Here is a 22,575-nt window from a genome sequence, read left to right as displayed (position 1 = left end):
GCTAATTCTTGGACCGTGTTGCCGCGGCGTAAAGTGATATCGCCGCAGCATTGGAGACATTGAGGCTTTCCATCGCGTCGCTAATCGGCAGCTTGGCGATTTGATCGCAATGTTCAAGCACATTATGCCTGATCCCGTCGCCTTCTGCGCCCAGTATCAAGGCATTGCGGCCGGGAACCAATGCATTTGACAGCGTTTCTTCGGCTTCTCCGTCAAGCGCGATGCGCCAATAGCCCGCCTCGGCAATTTCCTCCAACGCCCGGGCAAGATTTACGACGCGGATCCATGGCACCATCTCCAGCGCACCTGAAGCGGCCTTTGCTAGCACGCCAGTTTCAGCGGGCGCATGCCGATCCTGCGTGACAATGGCAACGGCGTCAAATGCGGCAGCGCTGCGGAATATTGCGCCGACATTATGGGGATCGGTCACCTGGTCGAGCACCAGTAAGGGCCGAATATCATCGCTATCATACGGCAACACGTCGGCCAGCCATTGATCCTCCAGCGGAGCGACCTCTGCAACGATGCCTTGATGCGGCGCTTCCTTGGGCACGAAGCGGGCAAGATCGGTCACTTCGGCAAATTGAATGGGCAGGCCAGACGGCAGGTCTAACTGGTTCAATGTATCGCGTGTCGCCCATATTTTATGAATGACCCGCTCTGGATTTTCAATTGCGGCGAGCACCGCATGGCGGCCCCAAAATTTAGGATTGCCATTGATGGAAGCTTTGCCGCGGCGGCGCTGGCTTTTATGTGATGCCATGAAAAAGGGTACCTGAAAAAATATGGAAGAAAAAATGCCTTATTGCGCTTTCTTTCTCATCTCAAGCATTGACAGGCAAGCGCCGTTTCGCCATTGGGCTGCTTCGCCTTTCGGTTGCGCCTAACCAGCGCTTGAAAAAACCTTGGGCAACGTGGACAGGTGGCCGAGTGGTTAAAGGCAGCAGACTGTAAATCTGCCCGGTTTTCCGTACACTGGTTCGAATCCAGTCCTGTCCACCACTTACCCCTACATTGCCAGTCGCCACAGTCCGCTGAAAGCCGCATTTAAGCTAGGCTTTATTGCCCTATGCTGTCCGCATCTATCCGCTTGCATTTGCCCTTAACCGGCTTACAGTGTGGGGCAAATGTGGGGCAGGATTTGGTTTGCCCCACATTTTGCAATTCGGAATTTGGCCTGAAAACTGTGGGGCAAGATTTATGGGGAAATTGACAGCTAAGTCTTTTCAAGCTGCGCTGGCGACGCCGGGAACCTATCAGGACGGGGATGGTCTATACCTGAAAGTGCGCGCTGGTAAGCAAGGCAAGGCAGCAAGCGCGCAATGGACGGTGCGTATCCAGCATGACGGAAAGCGCCGCGATATTGGGCTGGGCAGTGCCCGGCTTGTGAGCTTGGCCGATGCAAGGGATAAGGCCCGCGAGGCGCGGCTTGCGATGAAAGTGCAGGGGCGCGATATAGTGACCGAACGCCGGGACGCCGCCGCTGCGCAGATTACGTTCTGAGAGGCGGCAATCCAATATCATGGCGAAAATGAAGGCGGGTGGAAAAGCGATGTCTATCCCCGGCAATGGCTGGCTTCATTGGAAAATTATGCCTTCCCCAAGCTGGGCAGCATGGCGACCGGCACAATAACGGCGGCGGATATTATCGGCGCGCTTACCCCCATATGGCAGGATATTCCCGAAACGGCGCGGCAAGTGCGCAACCGGATTTGTGCCGTGCTCGATTATGCCCATGCAAAGGGCTGGCGTTCCAGCGAAGCGCCTTCGGGAAATGGCAGCCTGAAAGCAGGGCGCGGCCTGCCAAGGCAGGTAAAGGAACGCAGCAACCGCAAGGCGATGCCCTATGTCGCTGTCCCTGCCTTCCTGTCCAGTTTGCGCGCCAAGCCTTCCTATGGCCGCTTGGCGCCGCACAACCTATCTGGGGACAGCAGATAAGCCGGGCGAGCGGGCGGGCCTTATGCAGGCATGGGGGCTATACTGTGGGGCAAAGGGGCAGGCGGGGGAGATTGTGCCTTTTGCAGGGCAAAGCAAATGAAAAATAGTAATTAAGGGCAGGGGATAGGCAGGCCAGCCGAGATAGTATGTGCCGCTTTTCCGCTTCATTCCGCGGGTTCGGCGATGGACCAGATCAAGTATCCATTGCAGGAATAGCGCCATATTGGCCGATTACCTTGCTGGCGAGCGCTTGCCCCTTAGCGATTGCGTCTTGGGCGGTCATGCCTGCCACGCGCCCGCCCAGATAGCCCGCGTTGAAGGCGTCGCCGGCACCGCTGCTGTCAATGACGGTGACGAGATTCGCGTCGAAATGTACGGGCGCTTCACCGGCGCGAGACAGCAAACATCCTTTTTCTCCGGCTTTCACGACCACTTCGCTGCATCCTGAATCGGTCCAGCGGGCGGCAATTTCGGCTTCTGACAATTGCTGCTCATGCAATTGACATTCATCGACATTGGTCGGCAGGCCGATATCGGTCACGGCCATTGCGCGTTGTGACCACATGCGTGCTTCGGCAAAGTTTGCCCATAAATTGGGACGAAAATTGCTATCATAAGCAACTTGGCCGCCATTTTGGCGCAGGGTAGCGGCCAGATCGAGCAGTTTCCTGCGGCCATCGTCGGGCAGGATAGCCAATGTAATCAAGCTAAAATAAAGCAGATTGGCTTTTTGCGCCGCAGTAATGACGGCATCCATTTCAGGCAGGGAAAACATGTCCCGTGCCGCGCTGTGGTCGCGCCAATATAAGAAGCTTCGCTCACCTTTATCGTCCAAATGAATGGCATACATCCCCGGACTGCGCTGCGGGTGGCGCAGAATGTGATTTGTGTTCAAACCTTCTGCGGCCCATGCGGCGATCAACGCGTCACTAACCGGATCCGCGCCAACCGCTGTTGCATAGGCAACATCATGTCCCATGCGGGAAAGGTGAATGGCGGTGTTCAAGGTATCACCGCCATATTGAACCCCATGTGCGCCGCCACGCGTATGATATTCAAGCATGGCTTCGCCGAAGATAAATATTGTCAATGGATACTGCCCTAGGAGAAAAATGTCCCGCCGTTGATATCGACGTTCGTGCCGGTGATAAACGACGCTTCGTCTGAGAGCAAGTAGGCAGCCGCATCGGCCGGTTCATGGGCAATGCCTTGACGGCGCAGCGGCGTTGCATTGGCGACATTTTGCCGCACCTCATCCTTGGTAAATTTGTCGTGGAATGTGGTGGCAATCATCCCGGGGCATAGCGAATTTACGCGTATGCCCTTTGGCCCCAATTCCTTCGCCATGCTGCGCGTAAAGGTCATCACTGCGCCTTTGGAGGTTGCATAGGCGCTGGCCCCGGGGCCGCCGCCATCGCGACCGGCCTGTGATGCGAAATTCACAATAGCGCTGCCTTCGGGCATATGGGGGACGACGGCTTTGGTAAGCAGGAATGTCGACGTCATATTCAGCCGCATCACATGTTCGAAAAAGTCATAATCCATTGCATCCAATGGCCGCCGCTCCACCATGCCGCCTGCAACATTAACAAGCAGATGAATGTCGTTGCCAAAAGCTTTGACCGCAGCATCGACTAGAGCAGTTACCTCTTCGGGCTTGGTAACGTCGGCTTTGGCGATAATGGCTTTTCCGCCCGCTTTTTCAATTTCCGCCAATGTATCTTCTGCTTGCGCGGCATTGCTGTGATAGTTGATGACGACATTGGCGCCTTCGCGTGCCAGTTTAACACAAACGGCGCGGCCAATGTCACGGCTACCACCTGAAACAATTGCTGTTTTGCCTGCAAATCTGCTCATATTTTTAATCCTGTTCTTTCTATAGGGAGGTGACCTGTTACGGGTCGTTGCTCAGTTTATGGTTTTTGGTTTCAACGGTTTAATTTCGGGGCAGAATATCAGCACCGAAAGCACAGTCATAATGGCTAGCCCTGCGCCAATGGCGAAGGCCGGGGCATAGCTTGTCTCTGTCAATTGCGGGATAAAATAGGTTGATCCTGCCACCGCCAGTTTCGCCGCCATGCCGGAAAAACCGGCTAAGGTCGCGACTGATTTGCCGCTGTAAAAATCGCTGGGTAATGTTTGAATATTACCAACGGCGACTTGAAAGCCAAATAGGATGATCGCCATCAATGCCACAGCAATTAACGGTGAGGATGCCTGCATCGTTGACAGCAGGGATATGAGCATGATCAGGCCGCCCAAAGCGATAACCGATTTACGGGTTTTATTTGTCGACCATCCTTTTCCAAGCAAACGGCCTGCCAAAATGCCGCCAAACCAAGCGCCTAGCATCGCGCCGACATAAGGGATCCATGCGTAAGTAGCGATTTCCTCCACCCCAAAACCATAAGTTTCGTTGAGGTAAAGCGGCAACCATGTGATGAATAACCACCAGATTGGGTCCAGAAAAAAGGAGGCCATGATGACGCCCCAGCTCTCTTTGCGCCATAATATCTCGCGCGTATCGGGCGCATAATCAGCAGTTTCATTGGTTTCGACATTACGCTGTCCGGTCAGAATATATTCGCGTTCCTCGGCGCTGATCCATGGATGTGCATCGGGGCCGGATTTATAGATGATGAGCCAAGGCACCAACCACAGGAACCCGAGCGCACCGATCGCGATAAATGTCGCTTGCCAGCTTTCCAGAAAGACAAATAAAAACCCAACCACCGGGGCAGAGACAATGCCGCCGATGGCCGCTCCTGAATTGAAAATACCTTGCGCCAATGCCCGCTCGTTGATTGGGAACCATTCGGCGTTGGCCTTCGTCGCGCCTGGCCAGTTGCCAGCTTCTGCCAAGCCCAAAATCCCTCGGAAGATAGAGAAGGTCAGCAAGCTATGAGAAAAAGCATGCAGCATTGTGGCAATGGACCAGACGACGATAGACAGCACGAAACCGAGCCTGGTCCCGATCCAGTCGAAAATTTTGCCAAAAAGCGCTTGCCCAATGGCGTACGTGAAGGTGAAGACAATAGCGATATTCGCATAATCTTGTTTGGTCAGGTCCAGTTCTTTGGAAATTTCGGGCCACAATACACTGAGCGCACCGCGATCAATGTAATTTATAATGGTTGCGATCGCGACAAGGCAGACAATGGCCCAGCGCAATTTTCCTGTTTTTGCCTTGATGCTCATTCATTCCCCCTCATCATTCATGGTGATAGGTGCGGCAAAGCCTTTCCATGATACGGTTTTGCCGTTGACGTCTATTTGATGCTGTTTTTTCGGGTCGGGGTCATAGGAAACGGCAAAAGCCAGCTGCTGTCCCGACAATGTATCGATTAAAATCACATCTTTGCCATCTTGCTGATGGGCCGACATGGATTTGATTTGACTGTCGCTGGCCACGGTCAGTTCTGCTGCATCGTCAAACAGGCCATGTGGTTCGAGCAATGACGCAAATACCGTATCAGATATTCCTTCTCTCCGTGCGATCACCACTGGCTCGCGGCGCAGGTTAAAGTCGGGATCATTGGCGCCGCTTTCGCCCAATATGATTTGCGTGCCGTCCACATCTGCCATTCGCCAGGTATAGAAACGGTCGTTTAGTTTCCAAGTTAGAAACGCCTTTCCTGCCGCTGGGGTGCCGGTGGCATCGGTCCAAATATGTTGATACCCATTATCCGTGCCTAGCACCGGGCGGCGATCAACATTTGATTTCACGTCAAAACCGAGCCGCATAATATGCCCATTATAATGCAGCGGCAGGTCATATTGATGGGCTTTATCCGCGCTGACCCGCATAATATCGACCACTATCGGTTGATCCAGCCCCGATATTTGAATCAGACCCATTGTGCGCAGCATGGTCACACCCGGATATGCGGTGCCGATTTTTGCGCTGCTTATCTGCGCGCCTTTTGTATCCTGATAGAAAAGCTGCTGCGGTGCGGTTTTTTCTGCAACTTTCAAATTTCCGTCAAAATGGCTTTTCCCGTCGACGACGAGAACATTATGCGCAACCGACTGTTTGGCCCAGCTTTCGTTTTCAGGCAGGTATCTGCCTCCTTGCTTGGCTTCGATATTCAGGAAACGGGCCGCACCATAATCCTGTATGATTTCGTGCCCATTGTCATACAGCTGCCAACTCAATTTGTCGAAATGGCCATGCCCCATGCCCTGCGACGCATTTTTGATGACAAGCGCGGTGTGCTTGGGTCCGCTGCCCTCGCGCAATATCGCGACTGCGCCTTCATCACCGGACGGACCATCGCGTAGCAAGCGGGAGGTAAAAACGAAGGGCTGCGCCTTCCCTGCGGCCAGTGCGTCCGAAACTTCTTTTCCCGGCAACGTCAGGACAGTTTTGCCTTGCGCCTGTGCGATGGATAGCAAGGAAGGGTCTCGGGTTTGCGCATAAGCGATGGCTACTCCGTGATATAGCTCCTCTGTATCGAGGCTTTTTTCACGAATAGCATCGTTAAACGGGAAGAAATAACCGCCATAGGTCAAATCAATTGTCGTGCGCAGCGCTTTCAGCAATATGCCGTCACGGTGCTCAAATATCTTGCGTTTCGGTTCGTATTTTTCGATGGCGTCGGCAAATACGATGAAGGGCATCATCGCATAGCGTTGATAGTAGGGGCCCTCGCTATAATAACCATCGGGCGAGAATAAGAGATCGCTTTGCCGCAAAAAGCCGCTTTTGCCGTCCTTTGCCGAGCCAAGTAACGCACGTTCAGTCATGTCGGGGTCATTTAGGACATAACCGGTTATGCCGACTCCGGCCGTTGCCCAGGTGGCGTGATTATGGATACGATTGAAAGTTGCTTTTGAGTCTATTGATAAAAAATGAGCTGCTTTACGGAACAGTTGGTCGTCAATTTTCTTTCGGTCAGATGCGATTAAATCGCCGCGAACCTGTTCATAGGCTTGGATTGAATAAACCAGCCATACCGCATCATTGAGCACCTGCCAAAATAGCCGCCCGCTATATTGATTACTCCGCGCTGGATGGTCGCCCAATGTTGGATACAGATCGGCATAAGCCAGCAGCATTTTACGCACATATTCGCGATATTTAATGTCACCGGTTATGCGATATAGCTGCCCTGCTTGATACATGGCTTTGTAATTGCGCTTATGCTGTTCATGGGTATACCCACCGCCCGGATCTTTCGGGACGGGAACGGCAATGCCATCGGCCATCATTTCTGCAACAAATTTTTCAGCCCGATTTTGTTCACAGGAAAACAGTGTGTTGCAAGCATTCTTCTCGTTACTTGCCGCCAAAGCCGCCTCATCGGGCGATGCAGCTACCAATGGCGAAACTGGTAATAAGGATATAAGGGCAAGGCCTGAGCGGAGCATATACTTGCCGGCGTTCATTATTCGCCGCCATCGCTAAAGCTGTTATTTTCCAAAATTGCGCGTTGTTCGCCGCTTTTATCCTCCAACTCCTCTACCTGAATAGCAGGCGTCGCCGTGAAGCGGTTTTTGGCAATGCGGGTGCTTGGTTTGCCGACTGTGTGGACGACCCGGACCGGCGCGCTATTGCTGACATCATTTTCGCTAATCTCTGTAACCTGAACGCCGTGCAGCAATAGAGCGGATTTGGTCAGGTTATTTCCGTCTCGCCCAATATTTTCCAATTGAGATTTGATCAGGGTGAAATGCGGGCCAAAGGTGCTTTCATCCCTGCCGCCGCGATATAGCTGGACCACTGGACCGCCGATATTGCGAAAATAGCTGCGCGATATGTCCACATATTCGGCATTATATTGGCCGTAATCTTCGGTTTCTGCGGCCGCCATTAATACCGATCCGCTTATATCGGTAAAGCTACTATCCCGGATCAGAACGCGATCAGCAAAAGCGCTTTTGCCCAATTTGATGACGTCGAAATATTTGTTCACGGTCAGGTTTGATACTTTTACATTTTCAAGCTCAATCATGAAATTGGACTGCATCGGAAATGCCGATGTGCGGATTACCGAATTGCCCACTGCATCGGGGGCCAATGTGCCATCAATGCTCAGCGATTCCAGACGCAGACTGCCGCCTTCGGCAATTTCAAACAGGGCAGGGCGGTCAAATAATATAACACTATTGCCGGTGCCTTTGATCGTAAGAGCCTTCGAAATGGTCAAGGTTTTTGAGACCATATAGCTGCCATCGCCTAGCGAGATAATGCCGCCATCGGGTGCCGATGAAATTGCACTTTCCAATGCATTTTCATCCGGTGCAATATTCTGCATTGCTCCAACCCCAAAACGGCTCCCCACCATTGGCTTTGGATACCAAGCCGCACCAACTTCATCTCGGCCGACCGGTTTAAGATCACGCGGGGCTCCAATTCCGGTATATTTGGGATTATCGGGATAAAGCAGGCCATTCTCGGCACGCGTCAATCCGACGGGCGCTTCTATTATTCCTCTTGGGTGGCTGTCTTGCTTTGACCCGATCAACGCGTTGTTGGCGATTTTAATACCGCTAATATCATCCTGCACCACAAATTTCGGTCCAGCATCGCCGCCGGTGAAAAGATTATCGGCCATGATGCTATCAATTGGCGGCGCGCTGCGCTCTGCATCGGCGCCGCCTGCTAACGTAACGTAGCTGCTGTTCACTATACTATTTTTTTCGATGACAGCTCCGGAAACCTGAACATAGCGGTTCACGGGTGAATTGGGGACACCATTCATGATGGTCAGCGCGCTGGAAAAGCCGCTGCCGCGAAGCCCTTCAAGATAATTGCCGCGCACGACTTGATCTTTGTTAATTACGCGGATGCCGCCGCTATGATCTTTACCATTGCCTAGAAAAACATTGCGTTCGACGACATTGCCATCGCCGTGGCGCAGCGTCAGAGTGCCGCTGCTTTCCACAAAAACATTGCGGCGGATAATATTACGCCCGGACTTGACGGATATGATCTCCACCTCTCCATCGCACCGGTCAAAATAATTATCTTCAACCACTGTGTTGGAATCAAACATGGAATAAGTGCTGGTTCCGATGCGTAACGTTTCCCCGCCGTTGGAACCGAGCACGGGCCGCGGGCCAAAATAATTATGATCGATGCGGTGGCTGTTTTGGCGGCTTTCCTCGCTATCCAGCCGAACAGCGACGGTTACGCCTTTATTCGTTTTTCCGGTAAAATGATTATGGTCGAGCCGGTTGCGCTTGCCATAAACACTGACCCAATAATCATCGTCAAAACGGTCCGGCTTGCTGAAATGGTCGATAACGACTTCAGTGACGCGGCTGTCATAGGCAAGGTCGCTTTTGCTGCTGCGAAATGAAATGACGTCTCCGGTGGGGCTATAGCCATCTTTGAAGACTAAGCCCGTCACGATGATGTTGCTGCCCCCGATACGCAAATTGGATTTACCCGATATGATAACTTTGCCGGGCGTCTCAGGGCGGATCAGAATTGGGTTTTTGGCGGTGCCTTTGGCGCTGACCACCATTTCAAAATCGCGCCATGTTCCATTGGTCAGCGTGATAATATCGCCTGGAGCCAGTTTTTCTGCGGCGCTAAAAAATTCCGCTTGAGTTGAAACAAGGTAATCCTCGGCGGCCAATGGCGACCCGCTCGCAATGACGGCAAATGAAAAAACGGCTCTTCGCAGCATAGCTCAATAATCTCCCTCTGAAAAAAGACGTATCAGCCGGGAGAGGGCAGGTCAATAATTTTGGCATACCAATTTAAAAAAATGTCAGTCCAATTGGAATGATACTATTACACTGGAGCGCGCCCGTATTTCAATTTAACTGGGCTGTTGCGAGAAACCGTTCCCGGCTTGCATTGGCGCGTTGTTGCACTTCAAACAATGCTTGTTTTTCGGTTACATCGAGCATTGCTTCGATCAAGCGGAAGAAATGCGCCTTCATTGCTGAACGAGCCGCCTCTGGATTATGAGCGATCAGCGCGTCCAATATGAGCTTATGCTCCGCCTTACGAGATTCGGCATCGTCGTGGCATACTGCAGCATACGCGCTGCGAACTTCGGGCAACTCCTCGCGCATTCGCCACAAAGTTTCGACCGAATGGATCATTGCTTTATTACCAGACGCTTCGGCGATTTTCGCATGGAATAAACGGTCGGCTTTATTCGCGGTCTCTTCATCAGCATCGGCCATTTTATCGAGCAGCATAGACAGCTCTTTAAGTTGACTATCATCCACCACTTTGGCTGCCAATGCAGCGGCTTCTGACTCTATTAATGACCGCGCCTCGGTCAGTTCAAACGCGCTGACATTGGGTAGGGAACCTTCCGCTTTGGGCTGTTTTGCGCACACATATACGCCAGAGCCAGTTTTGATTTCCAAATGACCAATGGCCTGCAATGCGATTTCCGCCTCCCGGATTGTGACGCGGCTGACGTCAAAGCGTTCCGCCAATTCGCGTTCGCCGGGCAATCTAGTACCCACCGGAAAAACGCCATCATTGATGAGGGCAACTATTTTATCCGCGATATCGTGATAAAGCCGTTTCATCGTCATTGCTCAATGTTCCTATTATGCCGAGGAGTGGATCATTACCACCAATTCACCTTCTTGTCCTACCTTATTGCTATACCAGCTTCAGGCAAATTGTCGACTGGGCGAACCATTTCTTTGTCTGGGCATTAAGATGCTCACCATTGTTGATCTGAAATTCGTTGGTATCAAAATTTAACATCCTTGCAATTCGCTTGATCCGAAGCATTTGGTTCACCTCGACCCAATCTATGGAGGTTGGACTACCACATTCATCGGTAAATTGCCGTTATATGAATAATCATCATATCAATTTATTCACTGAAAGTTATGACTAATAGCCTTTGTTCGCAGCATAAGGTTACGTCTTAACCACCTGCTATCGCGGATAATTGCAAATGAAGAAGGGGCTGGAACAGCGAAAGTCGAAGCTATCAGTTGTAAAATATCCCGTTGCAGATAATTACTTTCCAACCGATAGGAGAAGGAGCGGGAATATGCGTGATGGTGCGATTGAAATTTCAAAGGGTCGTTACCGGGAGAGCTTTGGCCGCTATTATGAACAGTTTGAAGTTGGTGATGTTTATGAACATCGTCCGGGCCGCACTATCAGCGAGGCCGACAATACATGGTTCACGTTGCTGACCATGAACCAGCATCCATTGCATTTTGATGTCGAATTTGCCGCACAGACCGAGTTCAAAAAACCGTTAATCGCATCACCGCTGACCGTAGCGATCATGACCGGGCAAAGCGTGTCGGATGTCAGTCAAAAAGCCGTAGCCAATTTGGGTTGGACCGACATTCGAATGCTAAAACCGTTGTTTGCCGGTGATACCCTTTATTCAGAGAGTGAAGTTTTGGAAAAGCGAGAGTCGCAAAAACGACCCAACCAAGGGATCGTGACTATAAAAACCACCGGCAAAAACCAGCATGGCGAGGTTGTATGCGATTTTGTGCGCACTATGCTGATCTGGAAAAAGGGCCACGGCCCTGCCGAAAGCTAAGGATTAGATATGGCGACCCTGCCCAATTTGCCCGGCGCAATAATGAGTGCGGATGAGGAAGCAGCGCTGATCGACGCGATCCAGAAGTGGGTAGATAAAGAAGTGCGCCCGGTGGTCCAAAAATATGACCATGATGATGTCTGGCCAGCGGAAATTGTTGCGCAAATGACCGACATGGGATTGTTCGGCGCAACGATAGGGCGCGAATATGGCGGGCTGGGGCTTTCGGCGGTGACCTATGCCAAAATCGTCGCGTTGATTTCATCCTATTGGATGGCAATAACGGGGATATTCAATTCTCACCTCATCATGGCCTGCGCCGTTGAGCGGTTTGGAACGCAGGCGCAAAAGGCGCATTGGCTGCCCCGATTTGCCAGTGGGGAGATACGCGGCGGGCTGGCGCTGACCGAACCCAATGCCGGGACCGATTTACAGGCCATCCGAATGACAGCTCGGCGGGACGGTGATGACTATATTATCAATGGCACCAAAACCTGGATCTCCAACGGGATCAATGGCGGCTGTTTTGCGCTGTTGGTGAAAACAGACACAAAGGCTGATCCCCGGTATAAGGGCATGAGCCTTTTTATCGCGCCCAAACAAGAGGGACTGACCACTGGTAAGAAATTCAAAAAGCTGGGCTATAACAGCATCGATAGCGCAGAATTGATTTTCGACAATTACCGTATTGGTGCGGATCATTTGATCGGTGAGGCCGAAGGCCAAGGCTTCTTTCAGGCGACCGGCGGGTTGGAGTTGGGCCGGATCAATGTCGCGGCAAGAGGCGTCGGTGTTGCCGAGGGGGCGTTACGGCTGGCCGGTGAATATGCGCAGCAGCGCGAAACAATGGGCAAAGCGATATGCGAGCATCAGGCAATTCAGTTAAAAATCGGGGAGATGGTCACCCGCGCCCGTGCCGCCCGATTGCTCACCATGGATGCGGCAAAAGCTTATGACCGGGGTGAACGCTGCGACATGGAAGCGGGCATGGCGAAATATTTTGCGTCAGAGGCAGCGGCCGAAAACGCGCAGGAGGCTATGCGGATTTTTGGCGGCTATAGCTATTCCAAGGAATATGACATCGAACGGCTTTACCGCGACGCTTTATTCATGTGCATCGCAGAAGGGACAAACGAAATGCAGCGCATGATTATTTCGAAACAGTGGGTGAAACGGAATCCAGCATGAGCGTGAAACAACCGCTGCGCGGATATCGGATATTGTCCGCCGAACAATATGGTGCTGGTCCTTATGGTACCATGTTTCTGGCGCAGTTGGGGGCGGAGGTAATTAAGATTGAACCACCAAACGGCGGCGATACTGCGCGGCAAGTGGGGCCCCATTGGCTGCGCGAACAAGAGAGCTTATATTTTCAAAGCTTCAACCTGAATAAAAAATCGCTGACGTTGGATTTGGGCAGCGATCAGGGGCAGGCGATTTTGCACCGGCTCGTTGAAGGTGCAGATGCCGTGGTCAACAATTTGCGCGGTGATGTTCCGGCGAAAATTGGACTGGATTTTGCGGCGCTGAAAAAAGTGAAGCCCGCGATTATCTGTGCCCATATAAGCGCCTATGGCCGCGATAATGACCGTGCGGCGTGGCCGGGTTATGACTATTTAATGCAGGCAGAAGCAGGTTTTTGCTCTCTGACCGGAGAGCCGGGCGGTCCGCCGGTTCGGTTTGGTTTGTCGATGGTTGATTTCATGTCAGGGACGCAAATGATCGTTGGCTTGCTCGCCGCATTGCTGGATGCGCAGCGCAGCGGCGAAGGGTGCGATGTTGATGTCGACCTTTTCAGTGCGGCCATTCATCAGACAAGCTATCCGGCCATATGGTATATGAATGAAGGCGATGTGACTGGCCGGGTACCTCGCGGTGGGCACCCCTCCGCAACGCCCAGTCAGATGTTTAAAGCAGCCGACGGATGGATGTTTGTCATGGCGCAGATTCCCAAATTCTGGCCGTTGTTGATGGATAAAATTGGCCATCGCGCGTTGGCGGAGGACGCCCGTTTCGCCACGCCGGCCAAGCGATTAGAAAACCGAGACATTTTGACCGGCATATTAGACGATATTTTTGGGAAACATACGGTCGCGCATTGGTTGAAATTATTGCAGGGCCATGTGCCTGTTGCGCCCATTTACGATCTGGATCAGGCGCTTGATAATCCGTGGCTGGAAAAAATTAAGATGCGGGAGCGGATTGACCATCCAGACCGTGGATCGCTGGATGTGCTATCGAGCCCGATCAAGCTGGATGGGCAGCGGTTGCCCAATCATGCAGGGCCGTATCTGGGCGCTGATAGCGACGCCATACTGACGAATGCGGGATATAGCGCAGACGATATTGCCGCTTTCCGCGCGGCGGGGGTCGTTTGATGGGGCAGGGCAAATTATCAGGGGTAAAGGTCGTGGACCTCACCTTGTTCCTGCCCGGACCGATGCTGACGATGATGATGGCGGATCAGGGCGCAGAGGTGGTAAAAGTCGAACCGCCCGGCGGTGATCCGGCCCGCAATATGGAACCGTTTGAGGCGAGCCATTCAGTATGGTTTACCAATGCGAACCGCGGCAAAAAAAGCATAGTCTGTGACCTGAAAACTGATGCGGGAAAATCGGCCCTATGGGAGTTGATTGAGGGTGCCGATGTGTTTGTCGAAGGGTTCAGGCCCGGAGTGATGCAGCGGCTGGGATTTGACTATGCAGCGGTGGCCGCGCGCAACCCCGCTATCATCTATTGTTCATTGACGGCTTTTGGTCAGCATGGGGCGCTGGCGGACCATCCCGCGCATGATATGGCGGTGCAGGCGCTTTCTGGATTTTTATCGGTGAATGATGGGCAAGACGGGGTACCTGTTGTGCCGGGCGTCGCATCGGCGGATATGGCGGGCGGATTAACTGCATTATCGGCGATCTTAATGGCCTTGATCGGCCGGGCAAGCAGCGGCAGGGGCGATTATATCGACATCGCTATGTTTGATGCGATCTTGCCATGGTGCGTCCACACCGCAAGCAGCGCAATCGTAGGGGGTGACAGTCCCCGATCACACGAGCAGCGTTCATTGGGCGGGGCGGCTTTTTATCAAGTCTATGAAACCGCAGATAATCGACATATCGTCCTTGGCGCGCGCGAGGAAAAATTTGTCCGCAATTTACTGGGCGCGCTGGGCCATGCAGACCGAGTTGAAGAAGCGCTACGCCCCGCAGGACAGCAAGGCGATCTCATCGAATTGTTGCGCAGCATTTTTGCACAAAAGACGCAAGGAGACTGGACGCATTGGTTTGCGGATAAGGATGTAGCCTTTGCCCCCGTGCTCAATTTTCGGGAGGCATTTGACTCCGCCCATCTGCAGGACCGCGCCTTGATTGTTGAGGCCAAAGGCAGGCATCATATTGCGCCAGCAATTCGTTACGCGAGCGAGGATGCATGGCTGCCCGGCAAGGTGCCCGACCTGGGGGCCTGACGCTAATCCATCATTAAGCCATTTTGCGCAAAAGCGGCATTTACCTGATCGCTATAGTCACCATAGCGTTTCCACCGCGCCACCGATCCACTGTGAATGGGTGAGCGAACCTGCACCGAACTTGCGGTCGCAACGGGGCTTTTATTTTTGTGAAATTGGAGGCATTGTTGTTGCCAATCAAGGCCAAGAAAAGCAATGAGCCGCCTGCTTTCGCCTTCTTGGTCGGCGATCATATCTTCATAGCATATTTGTTGATAACGCTCCGGTGGCAGGACCGATTGCCAGTGGTCGGCCAGTGCATTGAAATGAGAAACAAAATGCACACAGTCATCAAGATCATAAGCGTAATTATAATAGCCAAAATCGGTTGCGAATAGCTGACGGAAATTGGCGAAGACGGTGTCGCGCGGATCGCGGCGGACCATGATGATCCGGGCATTGGGGAGGCTTTCGATAATATGCCGGACGAAAAAGAAATTGAATGGCATTTTGTCGATCATATACACCGAGCGCCCCGCCAGCTGCTTTGTGCGGCGCAGATATTGCCGCCCGACCTCGCGCGGATCATACGGTGCGGATAACGTGTCAGCAGACAAGATATGGCGGCCGCCAGATGCCCCGCTTTGTTTAATCAGCAAGCCAAGATCGGGCAGCTCACCGGCTGAACAGACATCGTCATGGCTCGACAAAATCCGCTCGATCAAAGTGGTTCCACTGCGCGGCATACCGACGATGAACAGGGGCGCAGAGCTGCTTTGGTGCTGGCTGGGAGCAGTTGATTGTTCTGGGCTGCCGTGCTTTGCCGCTGCAAAAATGCCCTCCACCCAATGCCGGTCATGATGGATATTTTGCGATTTCAGCTTTTTGGCTTTTAACAACCAATCAAGCGAGCGAATATGGTCGCCGCGATCTTCCCAAATGCGCGCGGCGGCATGGCCCAATAATAGCGCGGCGTCCATATCGCTGGCATAATCAGAAAAAAGCGTCTCAATCTGCGCCAATGCGCCATCATCGTGAGGTTCGAGCTGTACCAGCGCAAGCCGGGAGCGGTGGTGCGATGGATCAATGTTTAGCACGGATTTATATTGCGATGCTGCGGCCCGCAATTGGCCTGTAAATTGCAGCGATGTCGCGAGATTATACCGATATTGGGCATATGTGCCGTCCCCCGCCACTGCGCGTTCAAAAAAAGGAACGGCTTTTTCATGCAGGCCCGTGCGGGCGAGGACAACGCCGATTGTGTCAGCTTCCAACGGGCTTGCGCAATCATTAACATTGGTCGCTGCGGCCAAATCGCGTGCCTCATCATGCCGTCCAAGCGACAATAGGGACCGGGCATATCCGGTACGAAGCCACATCGCGCGGCAGCCAAAGGCCATGGCTTTTTCGCTCAGCTCTGCTGCTTTTTCTGCGTTGCCGCCCTCTAACGCGACCAAAGCCATAATACCCCAAGCATCGCCATCCGACTTGTCCGCCGAAAGCTGCCCCAATGCTAGGTCATATGCCGCTGCAAGGTTATTTGCACCTAGTTGCTTTTTTGCCTCACTCAACCAGTTTTTTTGCATCGCAGCAATTTTCCATTTGTCATTATTACAGCTCGGTTACATAGTTTTCACAGACGGTTGCAATACTAGCAGAACCAACAATGATGAGGTCAACGATAATGAAACAAAACCGATATTCGCTTCGCACTATGCTTTTCCTAGCGGCTAGCATGGCTCCATTCACTGCGCATGCGCAAGATAACAGTCAAGAGGCAGCTGAAAACCAAGAAGACGATGTGATCGTGGTTACTGCAACACGCCGCGAAGGCACCGTACAGGATGTCCCGATCAATATCTCGGCCGTGGGTGCCAAGGAATTGGAATTGCGCGGCCTTGATAATCTACGCGAAGTTTCTGCAACCGTCCCCGGTGTTTATATTTTGGACCAAGGCAACCGGTCCAGCACACCCGTTGTTTTCCGCGGTCTAAACGCGACGGGCCTCGGGTCTTTTGACGGCAACAATGACGGCGGCGGCGCGGTGTCGACTTATGTAGGCGATATCCCGCTTTTCGTTGACTTGCGGTTGAATGACATTGAACGGGTTGAGTTTCTGCTCGGGCCGCAAGGCACATTATACGGCGCAGGGACGCTGGGCGGCGCGATACGGTATATTCCTGTAAAGCCGAAGCTGGGGGAAATTGGCGGCGAGCTGCGCGGTGATGCGTATACCTATAAATCGGGTAAGGGCATCAGCACCGATACCGGAATGACGATCAATATTCCGCTGGGCAACAGCATTGCATTTCGGGGGTCAGTTGACTTTACCAATGACCGCGGCTTCATTGATTATCCCTATATTGTGAATACGGTTGGCGTATCCAACGCGAATGACATTGCCGATGCGAGTAATTTTAACCCACAAAAAGATTTGAATACGGATGAGACATTTTCGGCGCGTGCCGCTCTCCGGTTCAATCCATCGGATGTTTTTGATGCGACGCTGACTTATTATTACCAGGACGCTCGCACAGAAGGACGGCAATTTTCGCAAAGCCGGTTGACCAATTTCCCTGTTGCAATAGGCCGGTATGAAAATGCCCTGCGCGTACGCGAACCCAATCGCCGTGAAACGCAATTGGTTGCATTGGAAGCGGAATTGGACCTTGGTTTTGCCAAGCTTGTGTCGGCAACCGGATATAGCGAACACCGCGAAAATGGGAACCGCGATCAAACCGATTTGCTCATCAGTTTGGAATATAGCTATGAACAATTCCCAACCTTCACCGCATTCACCGAGGAAAGGGACAAGACAAAAATCTTCACCCAAGAAGTGCGTTTGGTTTCCAGTTTCGACGGGCCATTCAGCTTCATTCTTGGCGGTTTTTATAATAAAGACAAAACCAATTCGATCAGCACCGAGTTCACACCATTTTATGATGCATTTTTGGGCGGTAGCCGTCCCGATGCGATCGAATATATCGCGCCTGCCAACTCCAATCTACGCGAAGCTGCGGTATTTGGGGAGCTAAGCTATCAGCTCACCGATGCGTGGCAGGTGACCGTCGGTGGCCGCTATTATGACTATGATTTGAAAACCGAATCAGCGGTCGATTTACCGCTATTGGAAACAGTGTTAAATGGCCGCACGCCGGATGACTTGATCGTTTTCAATTTCACTCCGGCGAACCAAAAAGACAATGGATTTTTGTTCAAAGTGAACACATCCTATGAGTTTACGTCCGATGCGTTGCTTTATGCGACGGTTAGCCAAGGTTTCCGTATCGGCAATAGCAATGGCCTAGACCCTTGCGAGCCCGGTAACACGCAGCAGAATATCTGCGGCTTGCCCAATGAGTTGGAATTTACGCCTGATACCACAACCAATTATGAAATTGGTTTTAAGACCCAATGGTTTGACCGGGCGCTGACGCTGAATGGTGCTGTCTATTATATTGACTGGGCCGATCCGCAGGTTGCGTCCGCGACGATCAATGGATCATCGCCAATCACCATTAATGGCGCGGGCGCGAAATCGCAGGGTTTTGAGCTTTTCGGCGCATGGGATGCAACCGACGCGCTCAGCTTCCGGGGTACTTTCAGCTATACGGACGCCACATTGACGGCGGAATCGCCGTTCTTGTTGAACGAGCTAACGCCTCCAGGTTTTGGAACCATTCCCGTCGCTGGGCAGGATGGTGACCGGTTGCCCGGTTCACCCAAATATCAGGGCAGCTTCTTTGCGGATTATGAAATTCCGCTCAGCAGCGATTATGACCTGACACTCAGTTATGGCATGACCGCGCATACCAATGTGTTGACTCGCACCGGCAGCCGCGCGGGCGGGCTGATCCTGCCGGGATTTTCGACCCATAATTTGCAGGCCAATGTCGCGGGTAACGGTTGGTCAGCGTCTCTATATGTCAACAACCTGTTTAACAAATTTGGCGAAACCGGCGTACGGGGTACCCCCGATGCGGATCAATCAGTGACCGACGCCAACGGCGATCCTGTCTATGTGCGGACTTTCGGCACATTCGTCGCCCCGCCGCGCAGCATCGGGTTCAGTTTGAAGAAGACATTCTAAGCGGGCAAGCTGCCAATTGGTTTAATGAAAAAAGGGAGCGGGTGATCGTCCTGCTCCCTTTTTTATTTCAAATCTCGCGGTCGGGTTTATCAGCCCTAATGTCATTCGGTCTTAAATATTTGACCAGATTTCATGACAAAATCGACTTTTTCTAAAATTGATATGTCCGTCAAAGGATCGCCGTCGACTGCGATAATATCCGCCGATGCACCCACGGTGATTTCGCCAAACTTGCCCTTTTGCCCCAGCGCATCTGCGCCATTATAGGTTGCCGCGCGCAGCGCCTCCGCTGGGGTCATGCCAAAACGAACCATCCGTGATAATTGTTTCGCATTGTCACCATGCGGATAGACGCCAGCGTCGGTGCCCATCACCATTTTGACCCCGGCGGCGTGGGCGCGGCGAAAGCTTTCCCGCTGCGTGGCACCAGTCATGCGTTCCTTTTCCAAGCTTTCGGGGAGGAACCCGGCTTTTTCACCCTCGCTCAAGATATATTCGGTATTATAAATATCCATCGACAAATATGTGCCCTGCTTTTTCGCAAGCGCAATGCCTTCGTCAGATATGAAGCTTGCATGTTCAATTGTGTCCACGCCCGCTTTCAATGCGTTTAGGATACCTTCGGCGCCATGGGCATGCGATGCGACTTTTCGGCCATGGCTATGCGCTTCTTCGGTAAGCGCGGTCAATTCCTCAACCGTATATTGCGGCGCGCCCACCTGCGTTCCTTTGGATAGCACGCCGCCTGTCGAACAGGTTTTGATTAAGTCGACGCCATATTTAACATTGCGGCGTACCATGGACCGCGCAGCCCACGGTCCATCGGCGACGCCCTCTCCCACAACCCCATATTCGGAAGGGAGCAGGTTATTGTCGCTGCAATGGCCGCCGGTAATGCCAATCGGCGGGCCAGAAACGAACAGCCGCGGCCCTTCCACATCACCGTCATTTATCGCATCGCGCAGGGCAACGTCGGAAAAGCTTGGCGCGCCAACATTGCGCGCCGTCGTCACGCCGGCCATCAGTGTTTTCTTGGCATTTAATACGCCCGTAATGGCTGCGCGTTCGTCGGATATTTGCAAACGCCGATATCCCTGATCGGTTGCTTTACCAGTCAAATGTACGTGCATATCTATTAAGCCGGGCAATATTGTTTTGGTGCCTAGGTCAATGATGGTGGCATCGCCGGAAATAGAAGCATCGCCGCGTTCGACCTTCACGATAATGCCGTTGGTGATTGTGATAACCGGATCGGTGACGAGGCTACCTTGGACGACATCGACCATCGCGCCAGCTTTTAAGATCACGGTTTCTGCCGAAGCGGCGGATAAGGCAAAAAAGCTGGTCGCGGCAAATGCCAATATTTTAAGGCGCAAATCGGGTCTCCTAAACGGCCATCGTGGGAATGTAATCGTCAGGCTAACAGTTTTCGAGCCACTGGCAAATGGTCTATTCCTTCGCGATCAATTTAACGCCTCTAGTGGGCCGACAAAGTCCAAATTCAAACTGCTGGCGACAGCTTCGCTGGTCACTTTACCGTCATAGATATTGAGCCCGGCTAATAAACCTCGACCGATTTCCGTATCGGTGTTCAGTGCGCCTAGGCCTTTTTCGGCAAGCGCCAATCCATAGGGTAATGTGGCGTTATTGAGCGCAGCCGCACTGGTTTGGGGAACTGCGCCCGGCATATTGGCCACGCAATAATGGATGATGCCATCGACAACGAAGGTCGGGTGGTCATGCGTCGTTGGCTTGCTGGTTTCAAAACAGCCGCCCTGATCTATCGCCACATCGACCAAAACCGAACCTGGCTTCATTATTTTCAGCATTTCGCGCGTAACCAGTTTGGGCGCGCTCGCCCCAGCAACAAGCACCGCGCCAATCACGGCATCGGCAATCGCAACCTCATGTTCGATGGTATCCAGTGTCGAATAGCGTGTGCGTATCCGGCCGCTGAACATCTCATCCAATTGGCGCAAACGGGGAATGGAGCGATCGACGATGGTTACCTCTGCGCCCAGACCAACGGCCATTCGCGCCGCATGGGTGCCCACGACCCCGCCGCCCAAAACAGTAACCCGGCCCGCCGCTACTCCTGGTACACCGCCCAATAATATGCCCGCGCCGCCTTCGCTGCGTCGCATTGCTTCGGCCGCAGCTTCAATCGACAGCCGCCCGGCCACTTCGCTCATTGGCGCCAGCAGGGGCAGGGACCCGCGATCATCGGTCACCGTTTCATAGGCGATGGCGGCGCATCCACTTTCCAACAAACCCTTCGCTTGATCGGGATCAGGCGCAAGGTGTAGATAGGTAAATAATAGCTGGCCTGTCCGCAGCATAGGCCATTCGCTCGCCTGTGGTTCTTTCACCTTTACGATCATGTCGGCGCTGGCAAATATTTCGGCGGCGCTGGCGGCGATTTTTGCACCCGCCGCGATATAGGCTTCATCCGTGCATAATATGCCTTCGCCTGCGCCCGATTGCACGGTGACTTGATGCCCGCGTGCAATATATTCGCGCACCGATGGCGGGGTTAGGCCCACGCGGTACTCATGGACTTTTATTTCTTTGGGAACACCAATATGCATTGCCACTCTCCTGACTTAGCACCCTTACGCTATAAATAGCGATTTGGGGGCATCAGGTCGAGCGAATCTCAGGCAGCAGGGGCAGTTTGAGAGATTATTTTAAGACAGTTTCGCTGCGCGCAATAAACCAATTGGTGAATGACGTTGCCGCAAATGAATAAGGGCCGCACCCGACAAAGGAGCAGCCCTTATTTTTACTAACCGGTATGTTTCAAATTAGAATGAAACGCTCAAAGTCGCGAGGATCGATGAATCGGTAAAGTCCTTTTGCGCGGGCGCATCATCGGTGTCGGTATATTTGACGCCGAAGGTTAGCTTGTCGGTAATCGCATAATCGAGGCCGACTGACCAATCGAGATAATTATTATCGGTGCCCTGCAATGTGCTTAGGAAGCTGTCGCCATCAGAATAACCCAAATGCGCTGTGGCGGTCAGCGGGGTTCCCGGGATTGCGGTGCTCAAATCGCCTGATACATAAACATTGCTTTCGTCGGCCAAAGCGCTTTGACCGCCCCAAGCGTAAGCGACGCCGAACACACCTTCAACAGGACCAATAGTGGTTGAAATTTTGGCATAAGGTTCGAAAAAGTCGGTGGGGCCGGTCGCAACGCCCGCATCTGGATAGATATAGTAGGTCATGCCAACATCGACGGTCAGGCCGCTTGCAACTTCCTTTGACCAGCCACCATAGACGTCAATTTCGGTGCCGCCGGCGAAGTTAATTGATGAACCCCAGGTTCCGACATAAAAACCGCTTTCATGAGACGCACCAATGCTGCCTTGAATGGCAAAGTCACCGCCAGATTGTGCGACACCGCGAAAGCGATAGTCAGATGTGACGGCGGCGGAACCGGAAATGGTGATGCTGCTGGCCGATTCTTCGGATGCTGCTTCGTCTTGCGCCATTGCGGGAACAGCGGCCGAAGCCATGAGTAGCGCCGACAGGCCCAATAAAGTTTTCTTTGGAAGAGAGTTGCGCATAGAGATACCTTTCACGTTAAATATATAACGTTCCCCCCGCAAATC

18 protein-coding genes and 1 tRNA gene are annotated in these 22,575 nt (G+C 52.7%); 8 read left to right on the top strand and 11 right to left on the bottom strand.

Translation table 11 applies throughout. The features are described from left to right. Position 1 precedes the first annotated feature (1 nt). Entirely contained in the window at positions 2-763 is a 762-nt protein-coding gene (gene rlmB / locus ACFOWX_RS08210) for a 23S rRNA (guanosine(2251)-2'-O)-methyltransferase RlmB (protein WP_381423055.1), read from the bottom strand. Between the two features lie 153 nt (positions 764-916). Here rlmB and ACFOWX_RS08205 point away from each other — a divergent pair. The 3 genes from ACFOWX_RS08205 (at position 917) to ACFOWX_RS08195 (ending at position 1,938) form a co-directional block, all read left to right on the top strand. After that, positions 917-1,002: transfer RNA gene (locus ACFOWX_RS08205), tRNA-Tyr, on the top strand. Positions 1,003-1,200: 198 nt separating this feature from the next. After that, the gene (locus ACFOWX_RS08200; protein ID WP_381423053.1) at positions 1,201-1,503 is read left to right on the top strand and encodes an Arm DNA-binding domain-containing protein; all 303 of its coding nucleotides are present in this window, start codon (positions 1,201-1,203) and stop codon (positions 1,501-1,503) included. Between the two features lie 9 nt (positions 1,504-1,512). Continuing rightward, on the top strand, positions 1,513-1,938 hold the full coding sequence (locus ACFOWX_RS08195) for a phage integrase central domain-containing protein (RefSeq protein ID WP_381424975.1): 426 nt from the start codon (positions 1,513-1,515) through the stop codon (positions 1,936-1,938). 193 nt (positions 1,939-2,131) lie between these two features. Here the strand turns inward: ACFOWX_RS08195 and ACFOWX_RS08190 are convergent, their stop codons facing one another. The 6 genes from ACFOWX_RS08190 to ACFOWX_RS08165 form a co-directional block, all read right to left on the bottom strand. Next, the gene (locus tag ACFOWX_RS08190) at positions 2,132-3,028 is read right to left on the bottom strand and encodes a sugar kinase (RefSeq protein WP_381423051.1); all 897 of its coding nucleotides are present in this window, start codon (positions 3,026-3,028) and stop codon (positions 2,132-2,134) included. Positions 3,029-3,039: 11 nt separating this feature from the next. Next, positions 3,040-3,795: an SDR family NAD(P)-dependent oxidoreductase gene (locus ACFOWX_RS08185; protein WP_381423049.1), complete on the bottom strand. Its 756-nt coding sequence runs from the start codon at positions 3,793-3,795 to the stop codon at positions 3,040-3,042. A gap of 51 nt (positions 3,796-3,846) precedes the next feature. Next, positions 3,847-5,136: an MFS transporter gene (locus tag ACFOWX_RS08180; RefSeq protein WP_381423047.1), complete on the bottom strand. Its 1,290-nt coding sequence runs from the start codon at positions 5,134-5,136 to the stop codon at positions 3,847-3,849. After that, positions 5,137-7,326 (bottom strand): alginate lyase family protein, encoded by a 2,190-nt coding sequence (locus ACFOWX_RS08175; protein WP_381423046.1) that lies wholly within the window; start codon positions 7,324-7,326, stop codon positions 5,137-5,139. It lies immediately after the preceding gene. After that, positions 7,326-9,575 carry a polysaccharide lyase 6 family protein gene (locus tag ACFOWX_RS08170; protein WP_381423044.1) on the bottom strand — a complete coding sequence of 750 codons (2,250 nt, stop codon included), beginning with the start codon at positions 9,573-9,575 and terminating at the stop codon, positions 7,326-7,328. Before ACFOWX_RS08170 ends, ACFOWX_RS08175 begins: the two co-directional genes overlap by 1 nt. A gap of 130 nt (positions 9,576-9,705) precedes the next feature. Next, a complete protein-coding gene (locus tag ACFOWX_RS08165) occupies positions 9,706-10,446 on the bottom strand; it encodes a FadR/GntR family transcriptional regulator (RefSeq protein WP_381423042.1) in 741 nt (246 codons plus the stop codon). A gap of 473 nt (positions 10,447-10,919) precedes the next feature. On the opposite strand from ACFOWX_RS08165, the gene ACFOWX_RS08160 reads away from it, so the two are divergent. From ACFOWX_RS08160 to ACFOWX_RS08145, 4 genes are read left to right on the top strand one after another with little or no spacing between them, the layout of a single operon-like run. Beyond that, positions 10,920-11,429, top strand: a complete 510-nt coding sequence (locus tag ACFOWX_RS08160) for a MaoC family dehydratase (protein WP_381423040.1) — start codon at positions 10,920-10,922, stop codon at positions 11,427-11,429. Positions 11,430-11,438: 9 nt separating this feature from the next. Continuing rightward, on the top strand, positions 11,439-12,617 hold the full coding sequence (locus tag ACFOWX_RS08155) for an acyl-CoA dehydrogenase family protein (RefSeq protein ID WP_381423038.1): 1,179 nt from the start codon (positions 11,439-11,441) through the stop codon (positions 12,615-12,617). Further along, positions 12,614-13,807 (top strand): CaiB/BaiF CoA transferase family protein, encoded by a 1,194-nt coding sequence (locus ACFOWX_RS08150; protein WP_381423036.1) that lies wholly within the window; start codon positions 12,614-12,616, stop codon positions 13,805-13,807. The genes ACFOWX_RS08155 and ACFOWX_RS08150 overlap by 4 nt, the downstream gene beginning before the upstream one ends. Then, entirely contained in the window at positions 13,807-14,892 is a 1,086-nt protein-coding gene (locus tag ACFOWX_RS08145; protein WP_381423034.1) for a CaiB/BaiF CoA transferase family protein, read from the top strand. The genes ACFOWX_RS08150 and ACFOWX_RS08145 overlap by 1 nt, the downstream gene beginning before the upstream one ends. A 2-nt stretch (positions 14,893-14,894) precedes the next feature. Here the strand turns inward: ACFOWX_RS08145 and ACFOWX_RS08140 are convergent, their stop codons facing one another. Beyond that, entirely contained in the window at positions 14,895-16,457 is a 1,563-nt protein-coding gene (locus ACFOWX_RS08140) for a tetratricopeptide repeat-containing sulfotransferase family protein (protein ID WP_381423030.1), read from the bottom strand. Between the two features lie 149 nt (positions 16,458-16,606). Here ACFOWX_RS08140 and ACFOWX_RS08135 point away from each other — a divergent pair, with 149 nt between their 5' ends. Further along, entirely contained in the window at positions 16,607-18,961 is a 2,355-nt protein-coding gene (locus tag ACFOWX_RS08135) for a TonB-dependent receptor (RefSeq protein WP_381423028.1), read from the top strand. Between the two features lie 101 nt (positions 18,962-19,062). Here ACFOWX_RS08135 and ACFOWX_RS08130 read toward each other — a convergent pair whose 3' ends face one another. The 3 genes from ACFOWX_RS08130 to ACFOWX_RS08120 form a co-directional block, all read right to left on the bottom strand. Beyond that, entirely contained in the window at positions 19,063-20,337 is a 1,275-nt protein-coding gene (locus ACFOWX_RS08130; protein WP_381423026.1) for a Xaa-Pro dipeptidase, read from the bottom strand. 87 nt (positions 20,338-20,424) lie between these two features. Further along, a complete protein-coding gene (ald, locus tag ACFOWX_RS08125; RefSeq protein ID WP_381423024.1) occupies positions 20,425-21,549 on the bottom strand; it encodes an alanine dehydrogenase in 1,125 nt (374 codons plus the stop codon). A 216-nt stretch (positions 21,550-21,765) separates the two neighbouring features. Next, positions 21,766-22,530 carry a TorF family putative porin gene (locus ACFOWX_RS08120; RefSeq protein ID WP_381423022.1) on the bottom strand — a complete coding sequence of 255 codons (765 nt, stop codon included), beginning with the start codon at positions 22,528-22,530 and terminating at the stop codon, positions 21,766-21,768. Positions 22,531-22,575 lie beyond the last annotated feature (45 nt).

Origin of the sequence: Sphingorhabdus arenilitoris, assembly GCF_042651485.1 — a bacterium.
Taxonomy (GTDB): Bacteria; Pseudomonadota; Alphaproteobacteria; order Sphingomonadales; family Sphingomonadaceae; genus Sphingorhabdus_B; species Sphingorhabdus_B arenilitoris.
This window is presented reverse-complemented; position numbering and strand designations above follow the sequence as displayed.